This window comes from Streptomyces sp. NPDC037242 (assembly GCF_055604165.1).
Map to the genome: position 1 here is coordinate 1 of NZ_JBVJUY010000039.1, position 19,515 is coordinate 19,515.

18 protein-coding genes are annotated in these 19,515 nt (G+C 70.2%); 12 read left to right on the plus strand and 6 right to left on the minus strand.

What is annotated here, in order from left to right; translation table 11 throughout:
* Positions 1 to 115: 115 nt before the first annotated feature.
* Positions 116 to 1,567, minus strand: coding sequence for a phosphatidylinositol-specific phospholipase C domain-containing protein (locus ACZ7GJ_RS33135; protein WP_470756952.1), 1,452 nt, complete (start codon positions 1,565 to 1,567; stop codon positions 116 to 118).
* Between the two features lie 313 nt (positions 1,568 to 1,880).
* Between ACZ7GJ_RS33135 and ACZ7GJ_RS33140 the strand changes: the two genes are divergently transcribed.
* The 4 genes from ACZ7GJ_RS33140 to ACZ7GJ_RS33155 all read left to right on the plus strand — a co-directional run bounded on the left by ACZ7GJ_RS33140 (position 1,881) and on the right by ACZ7GJ_RS33155 (position 6,095).
* Complete coding sequence (locus ACZ7GJ_RS33140; protein ID WP_470756954.1) at positions 1,881 to 4,301, plus strand: ATP-binding protein; 2,421 nt, start codon at positions 1,881 to 1,883, stop codon at positions 4,299 to 4,301.
* Between the two features lie 351 nt (positions 4,302 to 4,652).
* Positions 4,653 to 5,054 (plus strand): hypothetical protein, encoded by a 402-nt coding sequence (locus ACZ7GJ_RS33145; RefSeq protein WP_470756956.1) that lies wholly within the window; start codon positions 4,653 to 4,655, stop codon positions 5,052 to 5,054.
* 199 nt (positions 5,055 to 5,253) lie between these two features.
* On the plus strand, positions 5,254 to 5,547 hold the full coding sequence (locus tag ACZ7GJ_RS33150) for a hypothetical protein (protein ID WP_470756958.1): 294 nt from the start codon (positions 5,254 to 5,256) through the stop codon (positions 5,545 to 5,547).
* Positions 5,548 to 5,774: 227 nt separating this feature from the next.
* On the plus strand, positions 5,775 to 6,095 hold the full coding sequence (locus ACZ7GJ_RS33155; RefSeq protein WP_470756960.1) for an alpha/beta fold hydrolase: 321 nt from the start codon (positions 5,775 to 5,777) through the stop codon (positions 6,093 to 6,095).
* A gap of 59 nt (positions 6,096 to 6,154) precedes the next feature.
* Here the strand turns inward: ACZ7GJ_RS33155 and ACZ7GJ_RS33160 are convergent, their stop codons facing one another.
* A complete protein-coding gene (locus ACZ7GJ_RS33160; protein ID WP_470756962.1) occupies positions 6,155 to 6,649 on the minus strand; it encodes a DUF4232 domain-containing protein in 495 nt (164 codons plus the stop codon).
* Between the two features lie 920 nt (positions 6,650 to 7,569).
* Between ACZ7GJ_RS33160 and ACZ7GJ_RS33165 the strand changes: the two genes are divergently transcribed.
* The 8 genes from ACZ7GJ_RS33165 (at position 7,570) to ACZ7GJ_RS33200 (ending at position 16,627) form a co-directional block, all read left to right on the plus strand.
* A complete protein-coding gene (locus ACZ7GJ_RS33165; protein ID WP_470756964.1) occupies positions 7,570 to 8,967 on the plus strand; it encodes an alanine racemase in 1,398 nt (465 codons plus the stop codon).
* Between the two features lie 47 nt (positions 8,968 to 9,014).
* Positions 9,015 to 9,995: an ornithine cyclodeaminase gene (locus ACZ7GJ_RS33170; protein WP_470756965.1), complete on the plus strand. Its 981-nt coding sequence runs from the start codon at positions 9,015 to 9,017 to the stop codon at positions 9,993 to 9,995.
* The gene (locus tag ACZ7GJ_RS33175; RefSeq protein ID WP_470756966.1) at positions 9,992 to 11,434 is read left to right on the plus strand and encodes an MATE family efflux transporter; all 1,443 of its coding nucleotides are present in this window, start codon (positions 9,992 to 9,994) and stop codon (positions 11,432 to 11,434) included. Before ACZ7GJ_RS33170 ends, ACZ7GJ_RS33175 begins: the two co-directional genes overlap by 4 nt.
* A 47-nt stretch (positions 11,435 to 11,481) precedes the next feature.
* Positions 11,482 to 12,573 carry a histidinol-phosphate transaminase gene (gene hisC / locus ACZ7GJ_RS33180; protein ID WP_470756968.1) on the plus strand — a complete coding sequence of 364 codons (1,092 nt, stop codon included), beginning with the start codon at positions 11,482 to 11,484 and terminating at the stop codon, positions 12,571 to 12,573.
* Positions 12,570 to 13,553 carry a PLP-dependent cysteine synthase family protein gene (locus ACZ7GJ_RS33185; protein WP_470756970.1) on the plus strand — a complete coding sequence of 328 codons (984 nt, stop codon included), beginning with the start codon at positions 12,570 to 12,572 and terminating at the stop codon, positions 13,551 to 13,553. The genes hisC and ACZ7GJ_RS33185 overlap by 4 nt, the downstream gene beginning before the upstream one ends.
* 111 nt (positions 13,554 to 13,664) lie before the next feature.
* On the plus strand, positions 13,665 to 14,666 hold the full coding sequence (locus ACZ7GJ_RS33190; RefSeq protein WP_470756972.1) for an ABC transporter substrate-binding protein: 1,002 nt from the start codon (positions 13,665 to 13,667) through the stop codon (positions 14,664 to 14,666).
* 81 nt (positions 14,667 to 14,747) lie between these two features.
* On the plus strand, positions 14,748 to 15,776 hold the full coding sequence (locus ACZ7GJ_RS33195; protein ID WP_470757087.1) for a FecCD family ABC transporter permease: 1,029 nt from the start codon (positions 14,748 to 14,750) through the stop codon (positions 15,774 to 15,776).
* Positions 15,776 to 16,627 (plus strand): ABC transporter ATP-binding protein, encoded by an 852-nt coding sequence (locus ACZ7GJ_RS33200; protein WP_470756974.1) that lies wholly within the window; start codon positions 15,776 to 15,778, stop codon positions 16,625 to 16,627. The genes ACZ7GJ_RS33195 and ACZ7GJ_RS33200 overlap by 1 nt, the downstream gene beginning before the upstream one ends.
* Before the next feature lie 77 nt (positions 16,628 to 16,704).
* On the opposite strand, the gene ACZ7GJ_RS33205 is transcribed toward ACZ7GJ_RS33200, so the two are convergent.
* The 4 genes from ACZ7GJ_RS33205 to ACZ7GJ_RS33220 all read right to left on the minus strand — a co-directional run bounded on the left by ACZ7GJ_RS33205 (position 16,705) and on the right by ACZ7GJ_RS33220 (position 19,354).
* Positions 16,705 to 17,172: a hypothetical protein gene (locus ACZ7GJ_RS33205; RefSeq protein WP_470756976.1), complete on the minus strand. Its 468-nt coding sequence runs from the start codon at positions 17,170 to 17,172 to the stop codon at positions 16,705 to 16,707.
* A 160-nt stretch (positions 17,173 to 17,332) separates the two neighbouring features.
* On the minus strand, positions 17,333 to 18,199 hold the full coding sequence (locus tag ACZ7GJ_RS33210) for an NmrA family NAD(P)-binding protein (RefSeq protein WP_470756978.1): 867 nt from the start codon (positions 18,197 to 18,199) through the stop codon (positions 17,333 to 17,335).
* A 52-nt stretch (positions 18,200 to 18,251) separates the two neighbouring features.
* Positions 18,252 to 18,713 carry a hypothetical protein gene (locus tag ACZ7GJ_RS33215; RefSeq protein WP_470756980.1) on the minus strand — a complete coding sequence of 154 codons (462 nt, stop codon included), beginning with the start codon at positions 18,711 to 18,713 and terminating at the stop codon, positions 18,252 to 18,254.
* A gap of 119 nt (positions 18,714 to 18,832) precedes the next feature.
* Positions 18,833 to 19,354, minus strand: a complete 522-nt coding sequence (locus tag ACZ7GJ_RS33220) for a MarR family winged helix-turn-helix transcriptional regulator (protein ID WP_470756982.1) — start codon at positions 19,352 to 19,354, stop codon at positions 18,833 to 18,835.
* Between the last annotated feature and the right edge of the window lie 161 nt (positions 19,355 to 19,515).

The following is a 19,515-nucleotide window of genomic DNA, read 5'->3' on the forward strand; positions in this document are numbered from 1 at the left end:
CCCCCCCCCCCCCCCCCCCCCCCCCCCCCCCCCCCCCCCCCCCCCCCCCCCCCCCCCCCCCCCCCCCCCCCCCCCCCCCCCCCCCCCCCCCCCCCGGGCCCGTCAGCCTGGCGCGTCAGCGCTTGGGGCAGGCGGCCTGGGTGACCTTGCCGGCCTTGCCGCCGGTCGTCGCGGGGTCCAGGGTCAGGCACTTGCCGGTCCACTGGTTGATGAAGTAGTAGCCGTGTGAAACACCGTTGCTGTCGATGTTGGTCGGCATGACCTCCCACAGCTGGGTGGCGGAGGACCACCGGGTCTCGCACGGCCACCAGAATAGCTGCGTGCCGTCACCGGGCGGCGTGCCGAGGTTCCACGGGATGGTGAGGCAGTAGCCGTTGTTGGCCTTGATCCAGTAGTAGCCCTTGCCGTCGTAGTTCGGCTTGGTGGCCGTCCACTGGTGGCTGCTGGGCGCCGGGTTCGCGCAGGCCCGCTGCGTGACCAGGCCGCCGGAGCCGTCGGGGAAGTCGTCACCGCGCACCATGCACCGGTTGGTGTTGTACGTGCTGACGTACTGCTTGGAGTCGCTGACGATCCACACCGCTGGGTCGGGCTCGAAGACGTAGTTGTCGCGGTTGAGCTCGGCGACCACGGACACCGGGGTGTGGCCCGAGTTGTCGGAGACCTGGTAGTGGTCTACCGCCACGAAGTTCGGGTTGCGGCCCGCGGCGGGCCGGCAGGCCTCCTCGATCCGGCTCTTGAGCTTGGCCCCGTTGTTGGCATTGGCGGCCAGCCTCGGGTTGATGCTGTCCGAGCTGAACTGGTTCATGGTGAACAGCGGGGTCAGCTTGCTCGTCCCCGGCATGGGGTTCTGGTTCAGGGGCCGGCTACCCCCACGCGCATCGCAGCCGTACGGCTGCCCCTGGCCGTAGCTGTACCGGTTCTCCACGGTGTGCGTCCAGGTGTACATCAGGGTGCCGGAGCCGACGGACAGGTCGCTCCAGCTGTCCTGGAAGATCACCAGGCGCTGGTTGGCGGCGACCATGTCGCGCAGGCGGGGCCAGTCGTTGGTGTTGATGCCCCAGTCGTCCTGGTCGAAGAGCATGTTGCCGGCACCCTTGGCATCCAGCATGTCGGTGATCGTCTTGCTGAGCGTCTGCTGGCTGGCGTAGTTCTCCAGGAAGACCGTCACCACTTCCTGAGGGTTCTTCTGCAGGAAGTTGACGATGGTCAGGATCCCGGACTTGAACTCCTCGTAGCAAGAACCCGTGCCACCGTGGCACATCTCGACGGGCGCTGTGCCGCTCGGGTCGTAGGTGTCGAGCATCAGCCCGCGCACGCCGCCCTCGAGCTGGTTCTTGATGCTCTGCGACTGGTTCGGCGGAACGGGGAAGTTGATGTCGCTGTTGGCGTAGGCGTTGTGCGTGGTCACCCACGACCACTGGTGGTAGCGCGAATTCCCGTACTTGCTGCTCGCCGCCTCCGCCGTCGTGGGCGCTGTCAGCATCGAGGCCAGGACGAGGAGCGGGAGCACCGGCAGGACGAGCAGGCGCAGCAGGCGGGCGCGGCGGAAGGCTCCCGGACGAGGCACGGCACCTCTGGATCTCATTGTGAATGTCCCCTGGTGGAAAGCGGCCGCCGGCGTCCACGGTGCGGTACGGCGGCGAGCCGATGTACGAAGGTCCCCGGAGCCCGGCGCGGCACCCGCAGGCGAGGACGCTGCGGCGCCGCGACGGACCGGTCGGCCGGGGTTGGTCGGGTCCCCGGATCGGACGCCCCCAGCCAATCGCGCCGAAGTGGATCCGGACCAGGTGGTTCCACCGGCAGAAGTGCGGTCCGGCATACTTCTGCCGGGACGGATGCGGCATTCCTGCCGGTCCGCGCAGTACGGGGGACACACGGACATGGGCACGGACACACCGGCCACCGGCGGGTTCGGCGAGCACCTGTTCCGGTTGCGCACGGCCGCCGGGCTCAGCCAGGAGGAACTGGCGCACGCCGCGAAGGTGAGCGTGCGGGCCCTGTCGGACATGGAGCGCGGCCGGTCCCGGGGACCGCAGCGGCGCACAGTGGGGGCGCTGGCCGAGGCACTGGGCCTGGACGCCGCCGGTACCGGGGAACTGGAACGGGCCGCCAGCCTGGGGCGGCCCCGCCCGCGCCGGTCCCGGGAGCAGCCCTACGCGCAGGCAGCCGGCCGGTCGGCGGGGGAGGGTGCGCCGCACGAGTCCGCAGCCCCCGGCAACCGTCCCGCGGCGAGCGCACCCCCGCCGGAGTCCGCCCCGCACCACACCCTGGCGCTGCCCCGCGACCTCCGCGACTTCACCGCCCGCGGCCCCGCCCTGGCGCGACTGGCGGCACTGGCCGAGCAGACCGGCCCCGACCACCCGCCGGTCGCCGTGATCAACGGCCAGCCGGGCCTGGGCAAGACCGCCTTCGCCGTGCACGCCGCCCACGCCCTCGCGCCGCACTTCCCGGGCGGCCGGTTCTACGTCGACCTGCGCGGCATGGACCCGCAGCCCACCCTCCCGGCCGACGCGCTCGCCCGCCTGCTGCGTGCCCTCGGCATCGCCGCCGACGCCGTACCTGCCGACACCGAGGACCGCAGCGGCCTGCTCCGCTCCGTCCTGCGCGACCGGCGGGTGCTCCTCGTGCTCGACAACGCGGCCGACGAGGACCAGGTACGGCCCCTGCTGCCCGGCGAAGGCACCTCGCTCACGCTCGTCACCAGCCGCCAGGCCCTGGCCGGTCTCGAAGCGGTGCATCGTGTCGAGCTGGCCCTGCTGCGGCGTGAAGAGGCGGTGGAACTGCTCACCCGCATCATCGGCCCCGAGCGGGTCGGCCGGGAGGCGCAGGCCGCCCGTGACCTCGCCGGGCTCTGCGGCCACCTCCCACTGGCCGTCCGCATCGCCGGACAACGCCTCGCCGCCCGGCCCGGCGACCGGATCGCCAAGCTCGTCGGCCAGCTCGCCGAGGAGGGCGACCGGCTGGACGCGCTGCGGGCCGGCTCGCTGGAGGTACGGGCCGCCTTCGCGCTGTCCTACCGGCAGCTGAGCCCACCGGCCCGTACCGTCTTCCGCCGCTCCGCCCTAGCGGCCGGCCCCGACTTCAGCCCCGAGACCGCCGCTCTGCTGGCCGGCCTGTCCCGGCGCCAGGCCGCCCGCTGCGCCCAGGACCTGACCGATGCCGGCCTGTTCCAGCCCCATCCCACCGCCGACCGGTACAGCTTCCACGACCTGCTCGCCCTGTTCGCCGCCGAGCAGCTGGCCGAGGAGGACGGACCCCAGGAGATCGCCGCCGCCGAGGACCGCGCCGCCTGTTGGGCCCTGCGCCGGGCCACTGCCGCCGCCCTGCACTTCGACGCCGACCACCCGCCCGCGCCCGGCACCGCCGCCGAAGGCGACCCCGACCCGGCCACCGCGCCCGCCGGTCCCGACGAGGCCCGCGCCTGGCTGGAGCACGAACGCGCCCAGTGGCTCCACGCCCTGCGGCGCGCCCAGGCGGCCGGCGACCACCGGCAGGTGGTCGACGCGGCCGAGGCGATGCACTGGTTCTCTGACTGGACCATGCACTGGGAGCAGTGGACGGAGGTGTTCCAGCGCGGTGCCGACTCGGCCCGCGCCCTGGGCAGCAGGCGCGAGGAGGCCGTCCAGCTGAACTACCTGGCTTGGGCGTACAACGCCTGCCTCTGCGACCACGCCGCTGCGCTCACCACCGCCCGGGCCGCGCTGGACGTGGCCCGTGAGACCGGGGACCAGCTCCAGGTGGGCTGGGCCATGGGCTACGCGGCCGGTGCGCTGCACCGGCTCGGCCGGAGCGACGAGGCCATCGACGGGTTCCGGGCAGCCGCCGAACACCTCGCGCTCCAGAGCGGCGTCGAGAGCCGCCTGGCCGAGCTCAGTGCCCTCAACCTGCTGGGCAAGCTCCTGCGCCAGGCCGGCCGCGCCGCCGAGGCTCTGGCCATCCACCGGCACAGCGAAGCCCGCAGCCTGGCCGGCCTCCCGGGCGAGCCGCACCAGGTGATCGGTATCTACCTCGCGTCGAGCCGGCAGCACCTCGGAAACGACCTGGCCGCGCTGGGACGGTGGGAGGAAGCGGTTGCCCCGCTGAGCTTCGCGCTCGACCACTTCGAGAATGCCCGGATGCCCGCCTGGAGCGAACCGGCCCGGCTCGACCTCGGCATCGTCCTGCGCCACCTCGCCCGCCCCGACGAAGCCCGCACCACCCTGACCGCCGCACACGAGGCCTTGGTCCGCCTGAACCACCCCCGCCAGCTCGAAGCCGCCGCCGAACTCCGGGCCCTGGCCGCCGCCGACAGGACCGCATAGCGACGTGACTGGCCCGGAGCCCTGCCCGCGTCCGGCCCCCTCCGGGCCGTCGACCGGGTCGCCGGGGCAGGCCGACGACGATGCCCTCAGGCCCTGCCCCTCGGACGGCGGGAAACGATCTTCCAGAGAACGGGAAGCGCTCTCTGAGTACCCTGCATCGCTACGGCCCGGCACGATTCCCAGCACCTGCGCGGTTCGCACGCATGGGGGAAGCTGGGGGAGAGGCCGCAATACCGGCAGTGGGCAGAGTGGCGAGGAAGGCCCTCCGTGAACGTTTCAGGTACTGGCCGCCCCGTACGCGCATTCCGGCGCGGGGTGCGGATGATCATCCTGGTGTGCACGGTCGCTGCCATGACGGCTGCCGTGATTCCGGCCTCCGCGCACAGTGGTGGAACGGCATCGACCCGGACCCTGGATCCAGTGGTGGTCGTCGACTGCTTCTCGCAGGCCCGTGTGCGTCCCGAGGAATACCTCCTGGCCTGCGGCGACGGGAACAACCGGCTCGTCGAACTCCGCTGGGACAGCTGGGGGCCGCGGACAGCGACGGCCACCGGCACCGACATGGTGAACGACTGCCGTCCGTATTGCGCGGTCGGCCGTTTCCGGGCGTACCCAGTGACAGTCACCTTGAGTAATCCGGACTCCTGGCCCGAGCACCCCGAAGTCCAGCGCTTCACCACGATCCGGCTCCTCTACACCGACACCGCACCGTATCCGGTCCCCAAGGACGTGACCTACAAGCTCGTGTACTGACGGAACAGCCGGCGTGGCGGACAGTGTCACCGGGCCTCGGGTTCGGCTTGTACGGCCTGCGCAGTGCCGCCGCACTCCGCCTCACAGGGGTGACTGCACGGGGGCGGCCAGCCTGGACGACTCTCTGACCACCGTCGCTCCCGCGGCACGGAAGGGCTGCTGCTGGTCCCGCGAGCCGTGGCACCGGTTCGGGATCGAGGTGCCCGGTCCGGAGCGCACCCCGAGACCGTCCCTCGGCGGGCTGGGCGACGAGCAGTTGCTCGCCCTCCTGGCCGCCGTCGGCACGGAGTCCGACGTGAAGCTCGAGGCGCTGCGTGCGCTGGCCGCCCGGGAGCCGAACGTGGAGCTGATCCCGCTGGTGCCCTCACTCGGCGCCGGGAACGGCTGTCGTCCCCTGCCCTTCGTCCGCCGGGCCTTCGGTGAGGAGACCGGGCATGTCGCGGGTCGAAGTGAACGGTGTCGGACTCTTCTACGAGGCCGGCGGGGACGGTGATCCGCTGGTCCTGGTCGACCGGAGGGGGCACGGCCAGAGCGAGCGCCCGGCGGCGCAGGGATCCCGGTTCGAGGACGAAGAGGACCTCGCCGCGCTCATGGGGACCCTGGGGTTCGCACCGGCCTACGTGGCGGGCAACTCGTTCGGGGCCTCGACCACGCTCGGCCTCCCGGCGGCCCGAGCTCTTCCGCGGGATCGTCGCCCACGAACCCCCGCTCCTGGGCATCGTGGCCGACTCCGCCGAGCTGCAGCCGCTGGTGGTGGCCACAGAGCAGAAGATCAGGTCGGTCCTGGAACGGCTGCGGGCGGACGAGGTGCTCGCGGGAGCACGTCAGTTCGTGGAGGAGGTGGCCTTCGGCCCCGGGGGCTGGGAACAGCTTCCGGAACGGATCCGCGACACCTTCGTCGCCAACGCGCCCACCTTCCTGGACGAGCAGGCCGACACGCACACCTTCGAAGGAGCTGGCCACATCCCCCACATCAGCCATCCGGAGGCCTACGCGGAGCGCTTGACCGCCTTCGTGAACGGGATCCGGCGTTCCTCGTAGCCCGGTGGCCCGGTAGGCAGTAGCGCCGTAGTCCTCTCCCACGTGCCCCGTAGACCCCGTCAATCGGCTTCTACCGGACTTATCTCGAACATTCCGCACAGCTGCACGCGGTAGGGGATCTGCACGGCCTGGAAGCTGTTCGGCGGGTAGACCTTGAGGTACGTCGACCACGGCCGGCAACTCTGCGCGACATCGGAGCTGTTGGTGCGGAAGACGGCGGTCACGGTGTCACCCGGGAAGACGACCACCGTGCGCACGGGCTCGCCGGTGCGGATCGCAGAGGCGCCGATCTGGCGGTGCCGTACGTCCACCACGCTGACGCCCGGGTATCCGCGCAACGCACACGTACGGGTCGAGGTGTTGGTGAACACGATCGGGTAGTGCAGCGAATCGGCGGATCCGTCCGGATCCCCGACGGAGAGGTCCAGGTCGGCCACCTGGCAGGTCGGGGTTCTCGGGAGGGCCGACGCCTGGTTGGCGCCGACCACGGCGCCGGTGGTTGCCAGGAGGGCGGCGGAGGCGACTGCCACGGCCCTCGTCACGACGTTGCTCATGGCGCCAACTCCTGCTGTCGGCGGAAGTGAATTGCGCGTTCCCCGGGCGCGACGACGTTCACGCACCATTTTACCGGCCCGGGGGCCCCGCGGCCTTTCGGCGACGGCACCGCGCCCGACACGAGCCCGACACAGCCCGGACCCCGGGCGCGGCGCGAAGCCGTCGCCCGGGGTCCGGAGCGTGTCAGATGGGCTGGGGGGCCGGGGCGCGGAGCATCGTTGCGCAGCGGTGGTGTTCCGTTGCGAGGGCGTGGCAGCGCTGGAGGAGAGCTCCGTCGGGAACCGGGGGCGTGCCCGGCGGGCCGGCGGGCCGGCGGGCCGGCGACGAAGCCGGCTGGGCAGGCGGCGATCTGAGTGGGCGCCACCCAGCCCCCGAGCGCCTTGGCCACCGTACGAAGTGCTCGCACACCACGCTGCCGGTACGGGGGCCGGAGCCGTGGGCGACGACGCCCGCGGCCGTATCGGCCAGCCAGTCGCCCGGCACCTCAGAGGATGCGGATCGCGCCGGAGAACCAGCCAGCCGGCGAGCGTTCCCTCGGAATCGGCGACGAGCAAGCGGCACAGCGCCGGATCGAGGCTGCCGATGCCGCGCCTCCGCCGTTCGCCACATCCACCCAGCAGTCGGCCAGCTGGCGCCGGAGGGACGGTGATACGGCGACGGGCCGGGTGAGCTGCCGAGGCTCGGGCAGCATGCGCTGCGACATGACGGCCAGCGTCTCGGATCCCCGCGTGCCGCGAAGCCTCGGCGAGACGGTCCGGCACGCCGGTACCTGCCGTCCGCCAGGCGCTCCGGACGGCATGCGAGCCCTACCGGGCGCCGAAGCCCGGCTGGGGACGAAAGCGCCCATTCCGTCACGTAACGCGGAGGCCCCTCACGACCCCTATTGAAAATGGGTGTCATAATCGTATAGAAGTACGGGGTGCTCATCTCACGACACGTGCTGGAGCGTCCGGCGGCCGTATTCCGGCCCTTCGCGCTCACCGCACTCAGGCATCCCATCGTCTCCACGCTCCTGGCGGATCACCGTGCCCTGCTGGTCGACCTCCTCGGCGGCCTGGGGTCCCCCCTGCACGTCGTGCTGCCCCAGGTGTTCGAGGAGAACGTCGTCAGGCTTCGCCGGGCGTTCGCCGAGACAGGTGCCGATGCCGAGATCCTCTTTGCCAAAAAGGCGAACAAGGCCGACTGCTTCGTCAGTTCGGCTGCCGCCCTTGGTGTCGGGGTTGATGTCGCCAGCACCCCCGAACTGATCAAGGCGCTGGCCGGCGGAGTGCCTGGACACCGGATCGGTGTGTCCGGACCGGAGAAGGACGAGACGCTGCACGCTCTCGCCGTTCAGCACGGCTGCCTGGTCGCCGTCGACTCGACCAGCGAACTCCGTCGGCTCGCCGCGACCGCCCGCCTCGCACGGCGACAGGTCGCGGTGCTGCTGCGGTCCCGGACCGCCGGCCAGTCGGGAAGCCGCTTCGGAATGTCCGCTACCGAGCGGGGGGCCGCAGTCGGTCTGTGCGCGGATCTCGCGGAACACATCAGCCTCCGAGGCTTCTCCTTCCACCTCAACGGCTACTCCAGCGCGGAACGCGCGACGGCGGCGAACGAGATGATCGAGCACTGCCTCGATGCTCGGCGGCGCGGCTCAACGACCGCCGAACTGGTCGACATCGGCGGCGGACTGCCGGTCCGCTACGTCGAGCCACGGCTCTGGAACGAGTTCCTCGTACAGAACGAACCGGCCCACTATCACGCGTCCAAGGACTTCGAGGACTTCTACCCGTACGGCGGCCAGCCCGCCGACCAGGCGGTCCGCGCGATCATGGAGCACCCGGTCGAGAGCGGCGAAAGCCTCGCCGCGAAGGCGGGGCGCCACGGTATCCGGTTCGTGGTGGAGCCCGGCCGGGCCCTGCTGGATCAAGCGGGATTCACGCTGTTCCGCGTACAGCAGGTGGACGACCGGAGGGAGTCCGACGGGTACGCGATCGTCACCGTCACCGGAAGCAGCTTCAGCCTCTCCGAGCAGTGGTTCAACAGCGACTACCTCCCCGACCCGCTGCTGATGTCCGCCCGGTCGGCCGCCGACGAGATGTTCCCGGCCTGTGTCGCGGGGTCGACCTGCCTGGAAAGCGACCTGGTGACCTGGCGGAAGATCGGCTTCCCACGGCCCGTACGGCGCGGTGACCACCTCGTCTACCTCAACACCGCCGGGTACCAGATGGACTCCAACGAGTCACCCTTCCACGACGCCCCTCTGCCGTCGAAGGTCGTCGTCCGACTGGGCGACGACGGGACCACGCCGCGTTGGCGGCTGGACGGAATCCGATGAGACCCAAAAACCGATTCGAGCACGCCCCTACCAAGGAGAGAACCCGCATGTCCCCGAGCTATGCCCCGCCCGGGCAGTTGTGGCTGTTGCCGCAAGCACAGCAGGAAGGATTGGACCTCGACCGCCGGCAGGTGATCGCGGTCGTCGAGCAGGCCTACCGCGCGCTGCGCGAAGGCGGCTCGAACAACCCGGTCAAGACGATCATCGACGATCCCGGCCACCGCTCGCTGAGCTACTCGATGGTGGCGAGGGACGGCGGCAGCGGCACCGTCTGCTTCAAGGCCGTCTACGAGTTCGATCCGCGCCGCAGCCGGGACAGTTACCGGTTCCACTCGTTCGTCTTCCTCGTCGACGACACCACCGGTGCTCCCATCGCGCTCATGGACGTGGTGAAGCTCGGGCCCCTGCGGTCCTCGGCCACCACCGCTCTGTTCGCCCGCTCCGCATGCCCCGACGCACGGACCGCCCTCGTCGTCGGCACCGGTGTCCAGGGGCAGTCGGCCCTGCCGATGCTGGTGGCGGCCATGCCGGAGCTGGAGCGGTTGCAGGTGTTCGGCACGTACCCCGACGGTCTGCGCGCAGTCCAGGACAGTGTCGACGGCCGCGAGGTCGAGATCGTCAAGGACCTTCGGGAGGCCGCTGGTGAAGCGGACGTCGTGATCGGCGCCGCCGGCCTGTCCGCCACGGAAGAGGTCCGGCGCGACTGGATGAAGCCGGGCTCGGTCGCCGTGCTGCTCGGGTACGGCGTGCACGTCGACGTGTGCCACGGAGCGGACTACCGGATCGCCACCGACACCGCCCAGATGCACGCCACCTGCGACGACCTGCGAGGCGAGGACGGAAGCCTGCCGTCGGTCGACGCTCAGCTGCCGGACATCCTGCTCGGCCTGGCACCCCCCCGGCGCCGTCCGGACGACGTGGTGTTCGCCTACAACAGCGGTATGGCGGTCACCGACGCCGCGCTGGGACGGTACGTAGCCGACCTCGCGCGAGCGGCCGGGCGCGGGGAAAAGGTCAACTTCTGGTGAGTACCGAGACGACCGACACAGCCAGTACGGGGTCCGAGGGGGCGCCCGGGGCCGCCTGGGGGGTCAAGAACTCGCGTGCGCTGCTCAAGCTCGCGTTCCCGCTGATCCTGACCAACTTCGCCTATGTCGCGCTGACCACGGTCGACATCGTCATGCTGGGCAGGCTCGGCGCGGTCGAGATCGCCGCCGCCGGTCTGGCCATCGCGCTGTTCAACCAGTTGCGCACCACTGGGACGGGCCTGGTGACCGGGGTCAGCAACCTGGTGGCCGAGGCCCAGGTGCGCGAGGACAGGAAACGAGTCGGCGCGCTTCTGTTCGCGGGCTTCTTCTGGGCGACCGTGTGCGGTGTGGTGTTCTGCGCGGCCCTGCTGCTGATCGGCCCGCTGCTCGTCCTGCTGGGCCAGGATCGGACGGTGGTCGACAGGGCGGGCGAGTTCCTGATGGTCCTGGCTCCGGGCATGCTGCCCTGTCTGTGGTTCCAGAACCTGCGGCACTTCACCACCGGCCTCAAGCGGCCCGGTCCGCTGCTGGCCATCACGCTGGCCTCGGTCGGCCTGACCATCGGTCTGAACTACGTTCTGATCTACGGGAAGTTCGGACTGCCCGAGTTTGGCTTCGTCGGTGTTGCGATCGCCACTGTCACGGTGTTTCTGCTGGCATTCGTGGCATTCGGCGCGGTGATCCTGCGCGACAGCAGCCTGCGCCCGTACCTCACCTCGCCCGACGCACGGCGCTGGAACGGGGACGCTGTCCGGTCGGTCTGGCGCCTCGGCCTGCCGATCTCCGGAACCTACGCCTCGGAGGCCGGCTTCTTCAGCGTGCTCACCCTGGTCGTCGGCTCACTGGGAGTCGAGGCCCTGGCCGCGCAGACGGTGCTCAACCAGATCGTCTACATCGTCTTCATGATCTCCGCCGGCATCTCGCACGCGGCGTCGATCCTCATCAGCGAGGCCGACGGCGGCGGCGACTACCAGGAAGCCCGCAGGATGGGGTTGCTCGGCATCGCCTGGGGCGTGATCGCGACGCTGCTGGTCGCCGTCGTGTACCTGGTGGCACCGGAGGCGATGGTGTCTCTGTTCCTCTCGGCCGAGCACGCCGACAACGCGGACATCATCGCGCTGACCGTGAGCGGTCTGCTGATCGCCGCCCTCATGCAGGTCTTCGACGCGACCCAGAACATCGGCAACGGCATCCTGCGCGGCGTCGGCGACACCGCCGGACCCTTCCGGATCTCCCTCGTCGGCTACTGGCTGATCGGTCTGCCCGCGGGCTACCTGCTCGGGGTCACCGCCGATTGGGGTGTCGAGGGCGTCTGGACCGGCCAGACCATCGGCCTCGCGGCCACCGCCACCCTCCTGCTGATCGCCTTCCTGCGCCGCGTCGACCGGCTCCTGCGGGAGAAGTCCGGCGCACCCGTCACGCAACCGGAGCAGTCATGAACCCCGTCCTCACGCCGACCCCTTCCACTTCCCTGATACGCAGGGAGGTGGCGGGTCTACCTCGCTACGATCCCGGCGCCGACCCGGAGGAGGTGGCCGCCCTCAGCGGCTCCGGCCGCGTCATCAAACTGTCCAACAACGAGAACCCGTTCGAGGTCTCCCCGGCGGTCACCGAAGCCGTGCGCAGGGCCCTGGCCCACGGCGTCTCCCGCTACCCCGACCCCACTGGGCGGCGTCTCGCCGAGGCCGTCGGAGCGAGTCTGGACGTGCCGCCCGACCGGGTCGTGCTCGGCAACGGCTCGGAGAACATCCTGGAGCTGCTCTGCCAGGCTGTCCTCGACCCTGGTGATCTGGTGGTCACCCAGGCGCCCGGTTTCAGCCTGCACGAGACCTTCCCCCGCGTCATGGGCGCCCGGGTCCACAAGGTCCCGGTCACCGCCGGGTTCGGGTTCGACCCGGACGCCTGGTGCGACGCGCTCGCGGCGGGCCCCAAGCTCGTCTTCCTCGCCAACCCGTGCAACCCCACCGGCTCGATGCTGGACGCCGGCCAGTTGGCGCAGATCGTGGCCGCCCTACCGGAGTCGGCCCTGCTGGTGCTCGACGAGGCCTATGGCGAGTACGCCCGGTCCCACCCCGGCTATCCCGACGGGCTGGAAGCCCTGCGCGAACTGGACCGGCCGTGGATCGTGCTGCGCACCTTCTCCAAGGCCTACGGCCTGGCCGGCGTCCGCGTCGGGTACGGCGTCGCCTCCGATCCGGCCCTGATCCAGGCCCTGGACCGGGTCCGTACCCCGTACAACGTGAACCATCCGGCCCAGGAAGCCGCGATCGCCGCGCTGGGGGACCACGCACACCTGGCGGAGACGGTCCGCCTCACCGTCCTGGAGATCGCAAGGGTCACCGACCGGTTGAGCGAAGCGGGGCTGCGCGTGGTCCCGTCCTCGACCAACTTCCTCTTCATCGACACCGGCCGCCCCGCCGACGATGTCGCCCGGGAGCTGCACCGTGCCGGGATCATCGTCAAGGCGTGGCGCGAGCCGGGATACGAGACCTACATCCGAGCCTCGCTGTCGACCCCCGGGGACAACGACGTCTTCGTCCGGTGTCTGACCGAGATCTGTGCGAAGGACAAGCCGTGATCACGAGCAAGATATCCGACCTGATCGGGCGAACGCCCCTGCTCAAGCTGCCCGTCGCGGAAGGCGGGGCGACCGTCCTGCTGAAGCTGGAGCAGTTCAACCCCACCGGAACCGCCAAGATCCGGATGGCCAGGAACATGGTCGACGAGGCGGAGGAGGCGGGGCTTCTGGCCCCCGGTGGGTGGCTGGTCGAGTCCACCTCCGGGAACACCGGACTCGGCCTGGCGCTCATCGCCGCCGAACGCGGATACAAGTTCACCGCCGTCGTCGACAACCACTCCAGTACGGACAAGCTCCGCGGCATGCTCGCCTACGGCGCCGACATCCTCAACGTCGCCGGGGACGAGGAAGGCCTCGCCACCGCCGAACGCGACACCACGGCCAAGCGCCTCGCTGCCGAACACGGCGCCTACTGGACCGCGCAACACCGCAACCAGGGCAACCCCAACGGCTACCGGCCACTCGCCCGTGAACTCCACGACGACCTGGGCGACGACATCGACTACCTGTACGGGGCCGTCGGCACCGGTGGCTCCCTCTGCGGCACCGGCCGCTTCCTGCGGGAACGCATCCCCGAGCTGAAGATCATCGGCGTCGAGCCGGTCGGGTCCGTCGTCTTCGGCGGCCAGGGCGCGCCCTACCACCAGTCCGGCACCGGTACGCCGGCGGGCTCGGAGATCGGCGGTGTCGTCGATTACGAGGTCTTCGACCAGGGGATCAAGGTCAGCGACGCGGAAGCCTTCGAGACCTGCCGCTACCTCGCGAGGAACTTCGGCCTCCTGATCGGAGGTTCGGCGGGCGGCGTGGTGTACAAGGCCCTGCAGCAGGCCCAGAGCGCGGAGCCGGGGACCACCATCGTCGTGCTGGTCTGCGATGGCGGTGACAAGTACCTGGACACCGTGTTCAACGACGACTGGATGGCCGCCAACAGTCTGTTCGACGAACAGGTCGTCCGCCGGCTGGCCGCGATGCTGCGGTAGCGCCGCGAACGTGCCCCACGCCGACGTCGGGACCGTTCCCGCAACCATCTCTTCTGCCCCTTCGAACGACTTGGTACTCTGCAGCCGATGAAAACGAAAACGATTTCCATAATGGGTACGGCCCTGGCGATGTTCGCGCTCGCGGGATGTGCCGGCGACTCCTCCTCCGTTGCCGACGGCAAGGCGGCGGCAACGGAGGCGAGTGCGGCCACCTACCCGTTCACCCTCAAGAACTGCGGCACGGACGTGACCTACGGGGCCGCACCGAAGAAGGTCGTGACGCTCAACCAGACCGCCGCCGAGATCCTCATCCACCTCGGGGTGGGCGACCGGATCGCCGGAACGGGCTACGAGATCGAGAAGACGCCGCCCGCGATCGCCGATCAGTACGAGAAGATCCCGGTCCTGTCCGCGCCCGGGGCGGAGATCAAGCACGAGAAGTTGCTGGAAGCCCAGCCGGACTTCGTCTACGGCTCCTTCGCGAGCATGTTCACCAAGGAGCAGTCCGGCGAACGCAAGCAGCTCCACGATCTTGGCGTGCCTACGTACCTGACCGAGTTCGACTGCGCGTACCACGAGAGCGTGGCGGACGCGGACTTCACGATGCTGTTCGAGGAGTACCGCCGGCTGGGCAAGATCATGGGCGTGCCCGAAGCCGGGGAGAAGCTGGCGACCGAGCAGCAGGCCGTCGTGGACAAGGCGGTGGGCGCCGTCAAGAAGCGGGACAACCCGCTGAGGGTGATGTGGTTCTACTCCACTTACGAGGGCACTCCGTGGGCTGCCGGTCCCGGAGGTCTGCCCCAGCACATCTCCAAGCTCGTCGGAGTCGAGAACATCTTCGCCGACGCCAAGACCAAGTGGGCCGAGGTCAGCTGGGACGAGGTCGCGGCCCGCAACCCCGACGTCATCATCCTGGCCGACCTGACCCGAGGCGAACCCAACGACACCGCCAAGGAGAAGATCGCTCTCCTCAAGAAGGACCCCCTCACTAGCAAGCTCGACGCTGTGAAGGGCGACCGGTTCATCACCATCCCGGGCAGCCACATGGATCCCGGCTACGGCAGCGCGTCAGCCGTCCCCGCGCTGGCCGACGGCCTGAACAAGCTCGGGTGACCCGTCCACATCATGACGACGACTTCACACAAGTCCGCCGCGCGCACCGAAGCCCCGACCGGCAACGGTGCGGGGGCTCCGGTGCGCCGGCGGAGTGTACCCACGGTTGCGCTTCTGTTCCTGGCTGTGGCCGCGCTGCTGGTGTCGGTCATCGCCGCTTCGCTGTTCGGGAGCGCGGACATCCGGCCTCTTGACGTGGTCTCCACGATCCTCCGGCACATCGGTCTGGGCGGCATCGCCCCCACCCCGCCCCTGCCGGGTCTCCATGACGCACTGATCTGGGAGTCCCGACTCCCGCGCGTCCTGCTGGCCGCCGCCGTCGGCATGGCCCTGGCCGTCTCGGGCACGGTGCTTCAGGCGGTCACCAGAAACGCGCTGGCCGACCCCTACCTGCTGGGGGTCTCCTCCGGCGCCTCCACCGGCGCGGTCGCCGTGCTCCTGCTGGGCATCGGCGGAAGCGTCTCCTTGTCGACCGGAGCATTCGTCGGTGGCCTGGTCTCCTTCGGCCTGCTGCTGGCCCTGCTCGGCGGGGGGCGCGTCGCCAGCCCTTCCCGCGTGGTGCTCACCGGCGTACTCGTGTCCCAATTCTTTGCCGCGGTCACATCGGTCGTCCTCATGGTCAGCGGGGACGCGAACTCCACCCGAGGCTTCACCTACTGGCTGCTCGGCACCCTTGGCGGCGCCCGGTGGGAAGGCGTGACGGTCACCGTCGTGATCATCCTGGTCGGCGTGGTCGCCGTGCAGTTCTTCGCGCCCGCCCTCGACGCCTTCACCTTCGGGTGGGACTCCGCGGCCGCTCTGGGGATCAACGTCACCGCGGCCCGCGTCTGGCTCATGGTGCTGACCTCCGTCATCACGGCGGCCGCCGTGGCGGCCTCCGGCGCGATCGGCTTCATCGGCCTGCTCATCCCGCATGCCGTCCGCATCCTGGCCGGTCCGACGCACCGCTCCCTCCTTCCCCTGTCCGCGATCGCCGGCGCCGTCTTCCTCATCTGGGTGGACGTGTTCGCACGCACGGCCTTCTCGCCCCACGAGCTGCCCGCCGGCGTCATCACCGCACTTCTCGGGGCGCCCGCCTTCGCGCTGGTCCTGAAGCGTCTGGAGTCCTGATGGGCCGCATCACCACTACCCGCCTCTCCTGGTCGGTCAAGGGCCAACGGCTCCTCGACGGCATTGACATGGCGGCTCACGACGGAAGGGTCACCGGTCTCCTCGGCCCCAACGGCTCCGGCAAGTCGACGCTGCTGCGCCTGCTCGCGGGACTGCGCCGCCCCGATTCCGGAACCGTCCGCTACGACGACACCGGCCTCCAGGAGCTCGGCCGCCGCGTGCTGGCCCGACGGCTCGCCGTCGTCGAGCAGGACGTCTCCGCCCACCACCACGTCACTGTCCGCCAGGTCGCGGAGCTCGGTCGCACACCCTTCCGCGGCCGCTTCGACGCCCTCGGCGAGCACGACAGGCGGATCGTCGACGCGGCGCTGGAGCGGACCGACCTCACCGGCCGGCAGGACCGGAGCTGGCACACCCTCTCGGGGGGCGAGAAGCAGCGCACCCAACTCGCCCGCGCCCTCGCGCAGGAGCCCCGGGAAATCCTGCTCGACGAGCCCACCAACCACCTGGACATCCGTCACCAGCTGGAACTCCTGGACCTGCTGGCCTCGTTGGACGTCACCAGCGTCGTCGCCCTGCACGACCTCAACCTCGCCGCGCGGTACTGCGACCACCTCGTCCTCCTCCAGCGCGGGCAGGTGGTCGCGTCGGGTGCCCCGCAGAGCGTGCTGACCCCGGATCTGATCAAGTCGGTCTACGGCGTCGAGGTGCTCGTCGACCGCGAACCTGCCACCGGCACCCTTCGTATCACCTACCTCGCCACCGCCGCGCGAGCAGCCGCCGTGCAGGCGACGCAGCTCGATCCCCGGCAGGGCCCGTCGGCTGCCGGCCCGACGCCCGACCTCTCCTGACGGACGTCTCCCATGCCGGGAAGTCGTCGTCGGTGGGGACGGGCGTGTCATTGCGGACAGCGTCGGGTGTCCGCCCGTCACAGCTCCTTCCTGGCCCTCCGTCCGTCCCTGATCGCGGCTTTCGCCGGCCATGCCCTGGGGCGTGGTTCGGGTCGAGGGATGGCGCGCCAGGATCCGGGGGTGACCGCGGCGACGGCGCTGGCGTATTGGTCGACATCGGACCACACGGCGGGTGGGGCCTCGTCGGGCGCGTGGGGAAGGTGGCGGTTCGCCCACTCGATGCGGATCTCCTGGAATCTGATGAAGACTGCGAGGTACCCGCAGCACCCGCCGCTGCATTCGGGCTCACCCAGGTCGACCTGCCGTCCGGCCCGTGTCTCGACCAGTGGACCCGGTCCGGACATAGGGAAGAGGATCTCGGCGTCGATGCCGTACCCATCGTCAGAGCAGTGCTTGGCGACCAGGTCCACGCCGTCTACGCAGGGCCGCACCTGAAACCAGCCACCAGGGTGCGGGACCACTTCGAACCCCACCGTGCTGAACATGTGCTCGACCCCACGTCCGAACCCAGACAAACCATCCGGGTCTTTGGTCGGTGTGGAAAGCCCTTCGGACCGGTGTAGGTGTGCCATCCGCAGCTCGGCCAGGGGCGACTGGACCGGCCCGGGATCCGCCACCCTGTTTGGCAGACGGTTCGGCGGTCGGTCAGGCGGTCTTGGTGAACGTGTGGAGATGTTCGCGGAGGAAGGTGTGCAGTGTCCTGGCGGGGCGGCCGAGGATGGTCTCGATGGTGTCGTTGGGGGATTCCGGGCGTGCGATGGCCAGTTGCTGGATCTCCACCACGTGGCTGGCGAGCCAGGGCGGCATGTGTGCGGTGGACAGGAGGTGGCTGTGGAACTCGCTCAGCGGCAGGTCGATGTAGCGAACGGGGCGGCAGGTCAGCTCGCCGAGTAGACGGGCGAGCTCGGGGTGGCTGAAGGCCTGCGGGCCGGTCAGGGTGTAGGTGGCGCCGGCAAGGCTGGGGCGCAGGAGGGTCTCGGCGGCGACGTCGGCGATGTCCCGGACGTCGATGTAGTTACAGGGTGCCTCGCGCATGGCCCCGATGAGTACGCCCTCGGCGATCGCCGGGGCGTTCAGGAGCAGCTTTTGCATGAATGCGTAGGGCCGGAGCAGCGTAGCCGTCATTTCGGTTTTCGCCAGGTGTTCCTCGACCCGCCAGTGGCTGCGCGAGATGGCCACCGGTGAGGCGGGCTCGGCTGCTGGGGCGGAGAGTTTGACCACGTGCCGTACCCCGCAGTGGGCTGCAGCGTCTATCACGTTGGTCTCCAGCCCGGCTTGACGCGGGCTGTTGGCCATGGCGAGGAACAGTTGCGTGGATCCCTCGAATGCGTCGCGGAGCGTCTGAGGGTCTGCGGCGTCCGCACCGACGATCTCGACTGGCGCGTTTGTGCCGATGGCGGCGCGCAGATTGTCGGGCGTACGGCTGACGGCGCGGCAGGGGACTTCGAGTTCGATGAGCCGCCGGAGCAGGGCGCTGCCGGTGGCGCCGGTGGCGCCGATGATGGTGATCACAGTGTGCCTTTCGTGGGTGAGGGGTCTGGAGAGTCGGGTGGGAAGGGCTGGGTCAGGCCTGTTGCCGGGATGTCGTGCCGTGCCACCGCCAGGTGACGATGGCGGCGGCCAGGCTGGCCGACAGCGGCAGGTCTATCCGCAGCCGCCCCAGCCATCCGGCATCGGGCACCGGTGTGTGCGACGGCAGCCAGTCGGATCCGAACCATCCGGCCAGGCCGGCGATTCCGGCCGCTGTAAGGGCAAGTCCGAGGGTGAGTACCGGTCGCGGCGCCGAGGCCGTCCAGCGCCGGGGTCGGCCACGGCGGTGCAGCCACGCGCCGACGATGCATGCCACCAAGGCCGATGTGGCCCCGATGGAGGTGAAGGCGGCCCAGGTCAGTTCGGGCTGGCCGCTGAGGAATCCGCCGAGCCCGGCAGTGAGCGCAGGGGCCAGGTAGGCGGTCGCGACTTCCTTCCACAGGACGAACGGACGTGTGGCGAAACCGCGCTGGGCGGTTTGGGGAGGGGGACTCATGTGACTCCTCCAAAATAAATTAGCTGGCTAACCAGTTGATTAGCTGGCTAACTAGTTGGGTGCAGGAAAGGGTGCCGCGCGGTCGAGGCGGCCGCCCCCGCGCGGAAGTGATGCCGCAGCTATTCGGCAGTCAAAGCGCCGATCCGCTGTGTGATCCGCTCCAGGAGGTCGAGGAACAGCCCGCGTTCGTCGGCGGCCAGTCCGCCGACCAGCGCCTCAAGCCGAGCGAAGTGGTCCGCGGCCATATCGCGCAACCGCTGGCTGCCGCGCGCCGTGAGTACGACTACTGCGCCCCGCCCGTCCTCCGTCGAGGCGCGGCGAGCCACCAGACCCTCTCGCTCCAGGCCAACGACCAGGCCGGTCACTGTGGCGCGCGAGACACCAAGGCTCTTTGCAAGCCGCGACGGCGACTTCTCCCCGTCGCTGTCCTCGAGATCCACCAGGAGGCGGTAGCGCCCGGTCGACAGTCCGGAACGCGCAAAGTGCACTTCGGACGCCCGGTCCAGGCGCGCCCCGGCAGCCATCAGGCGCACCGCGACAAGCACCGCCTGCGGGTCGGCCTCAAGTCCGTACCGCGCGATCTGCTTCCGCGCCTGTTCGAGCGTGGGTGCAGCGCCGGGGTTCGCATCCTCGTCACTCATGGGAAATAATATGGCGGCTAATTATCTGTCGGTCAAGTCGCCGAGAGCCTCGCAGCCGCAGCCGCAGCCGCAGCCGCAGCCGCAGACTCCAGACGGCTGCGCCCCCGACTACAGCCCGCCGCGGGCCTCTGACCGGGAGCGGGGCCCGCCCAACGCGGGGA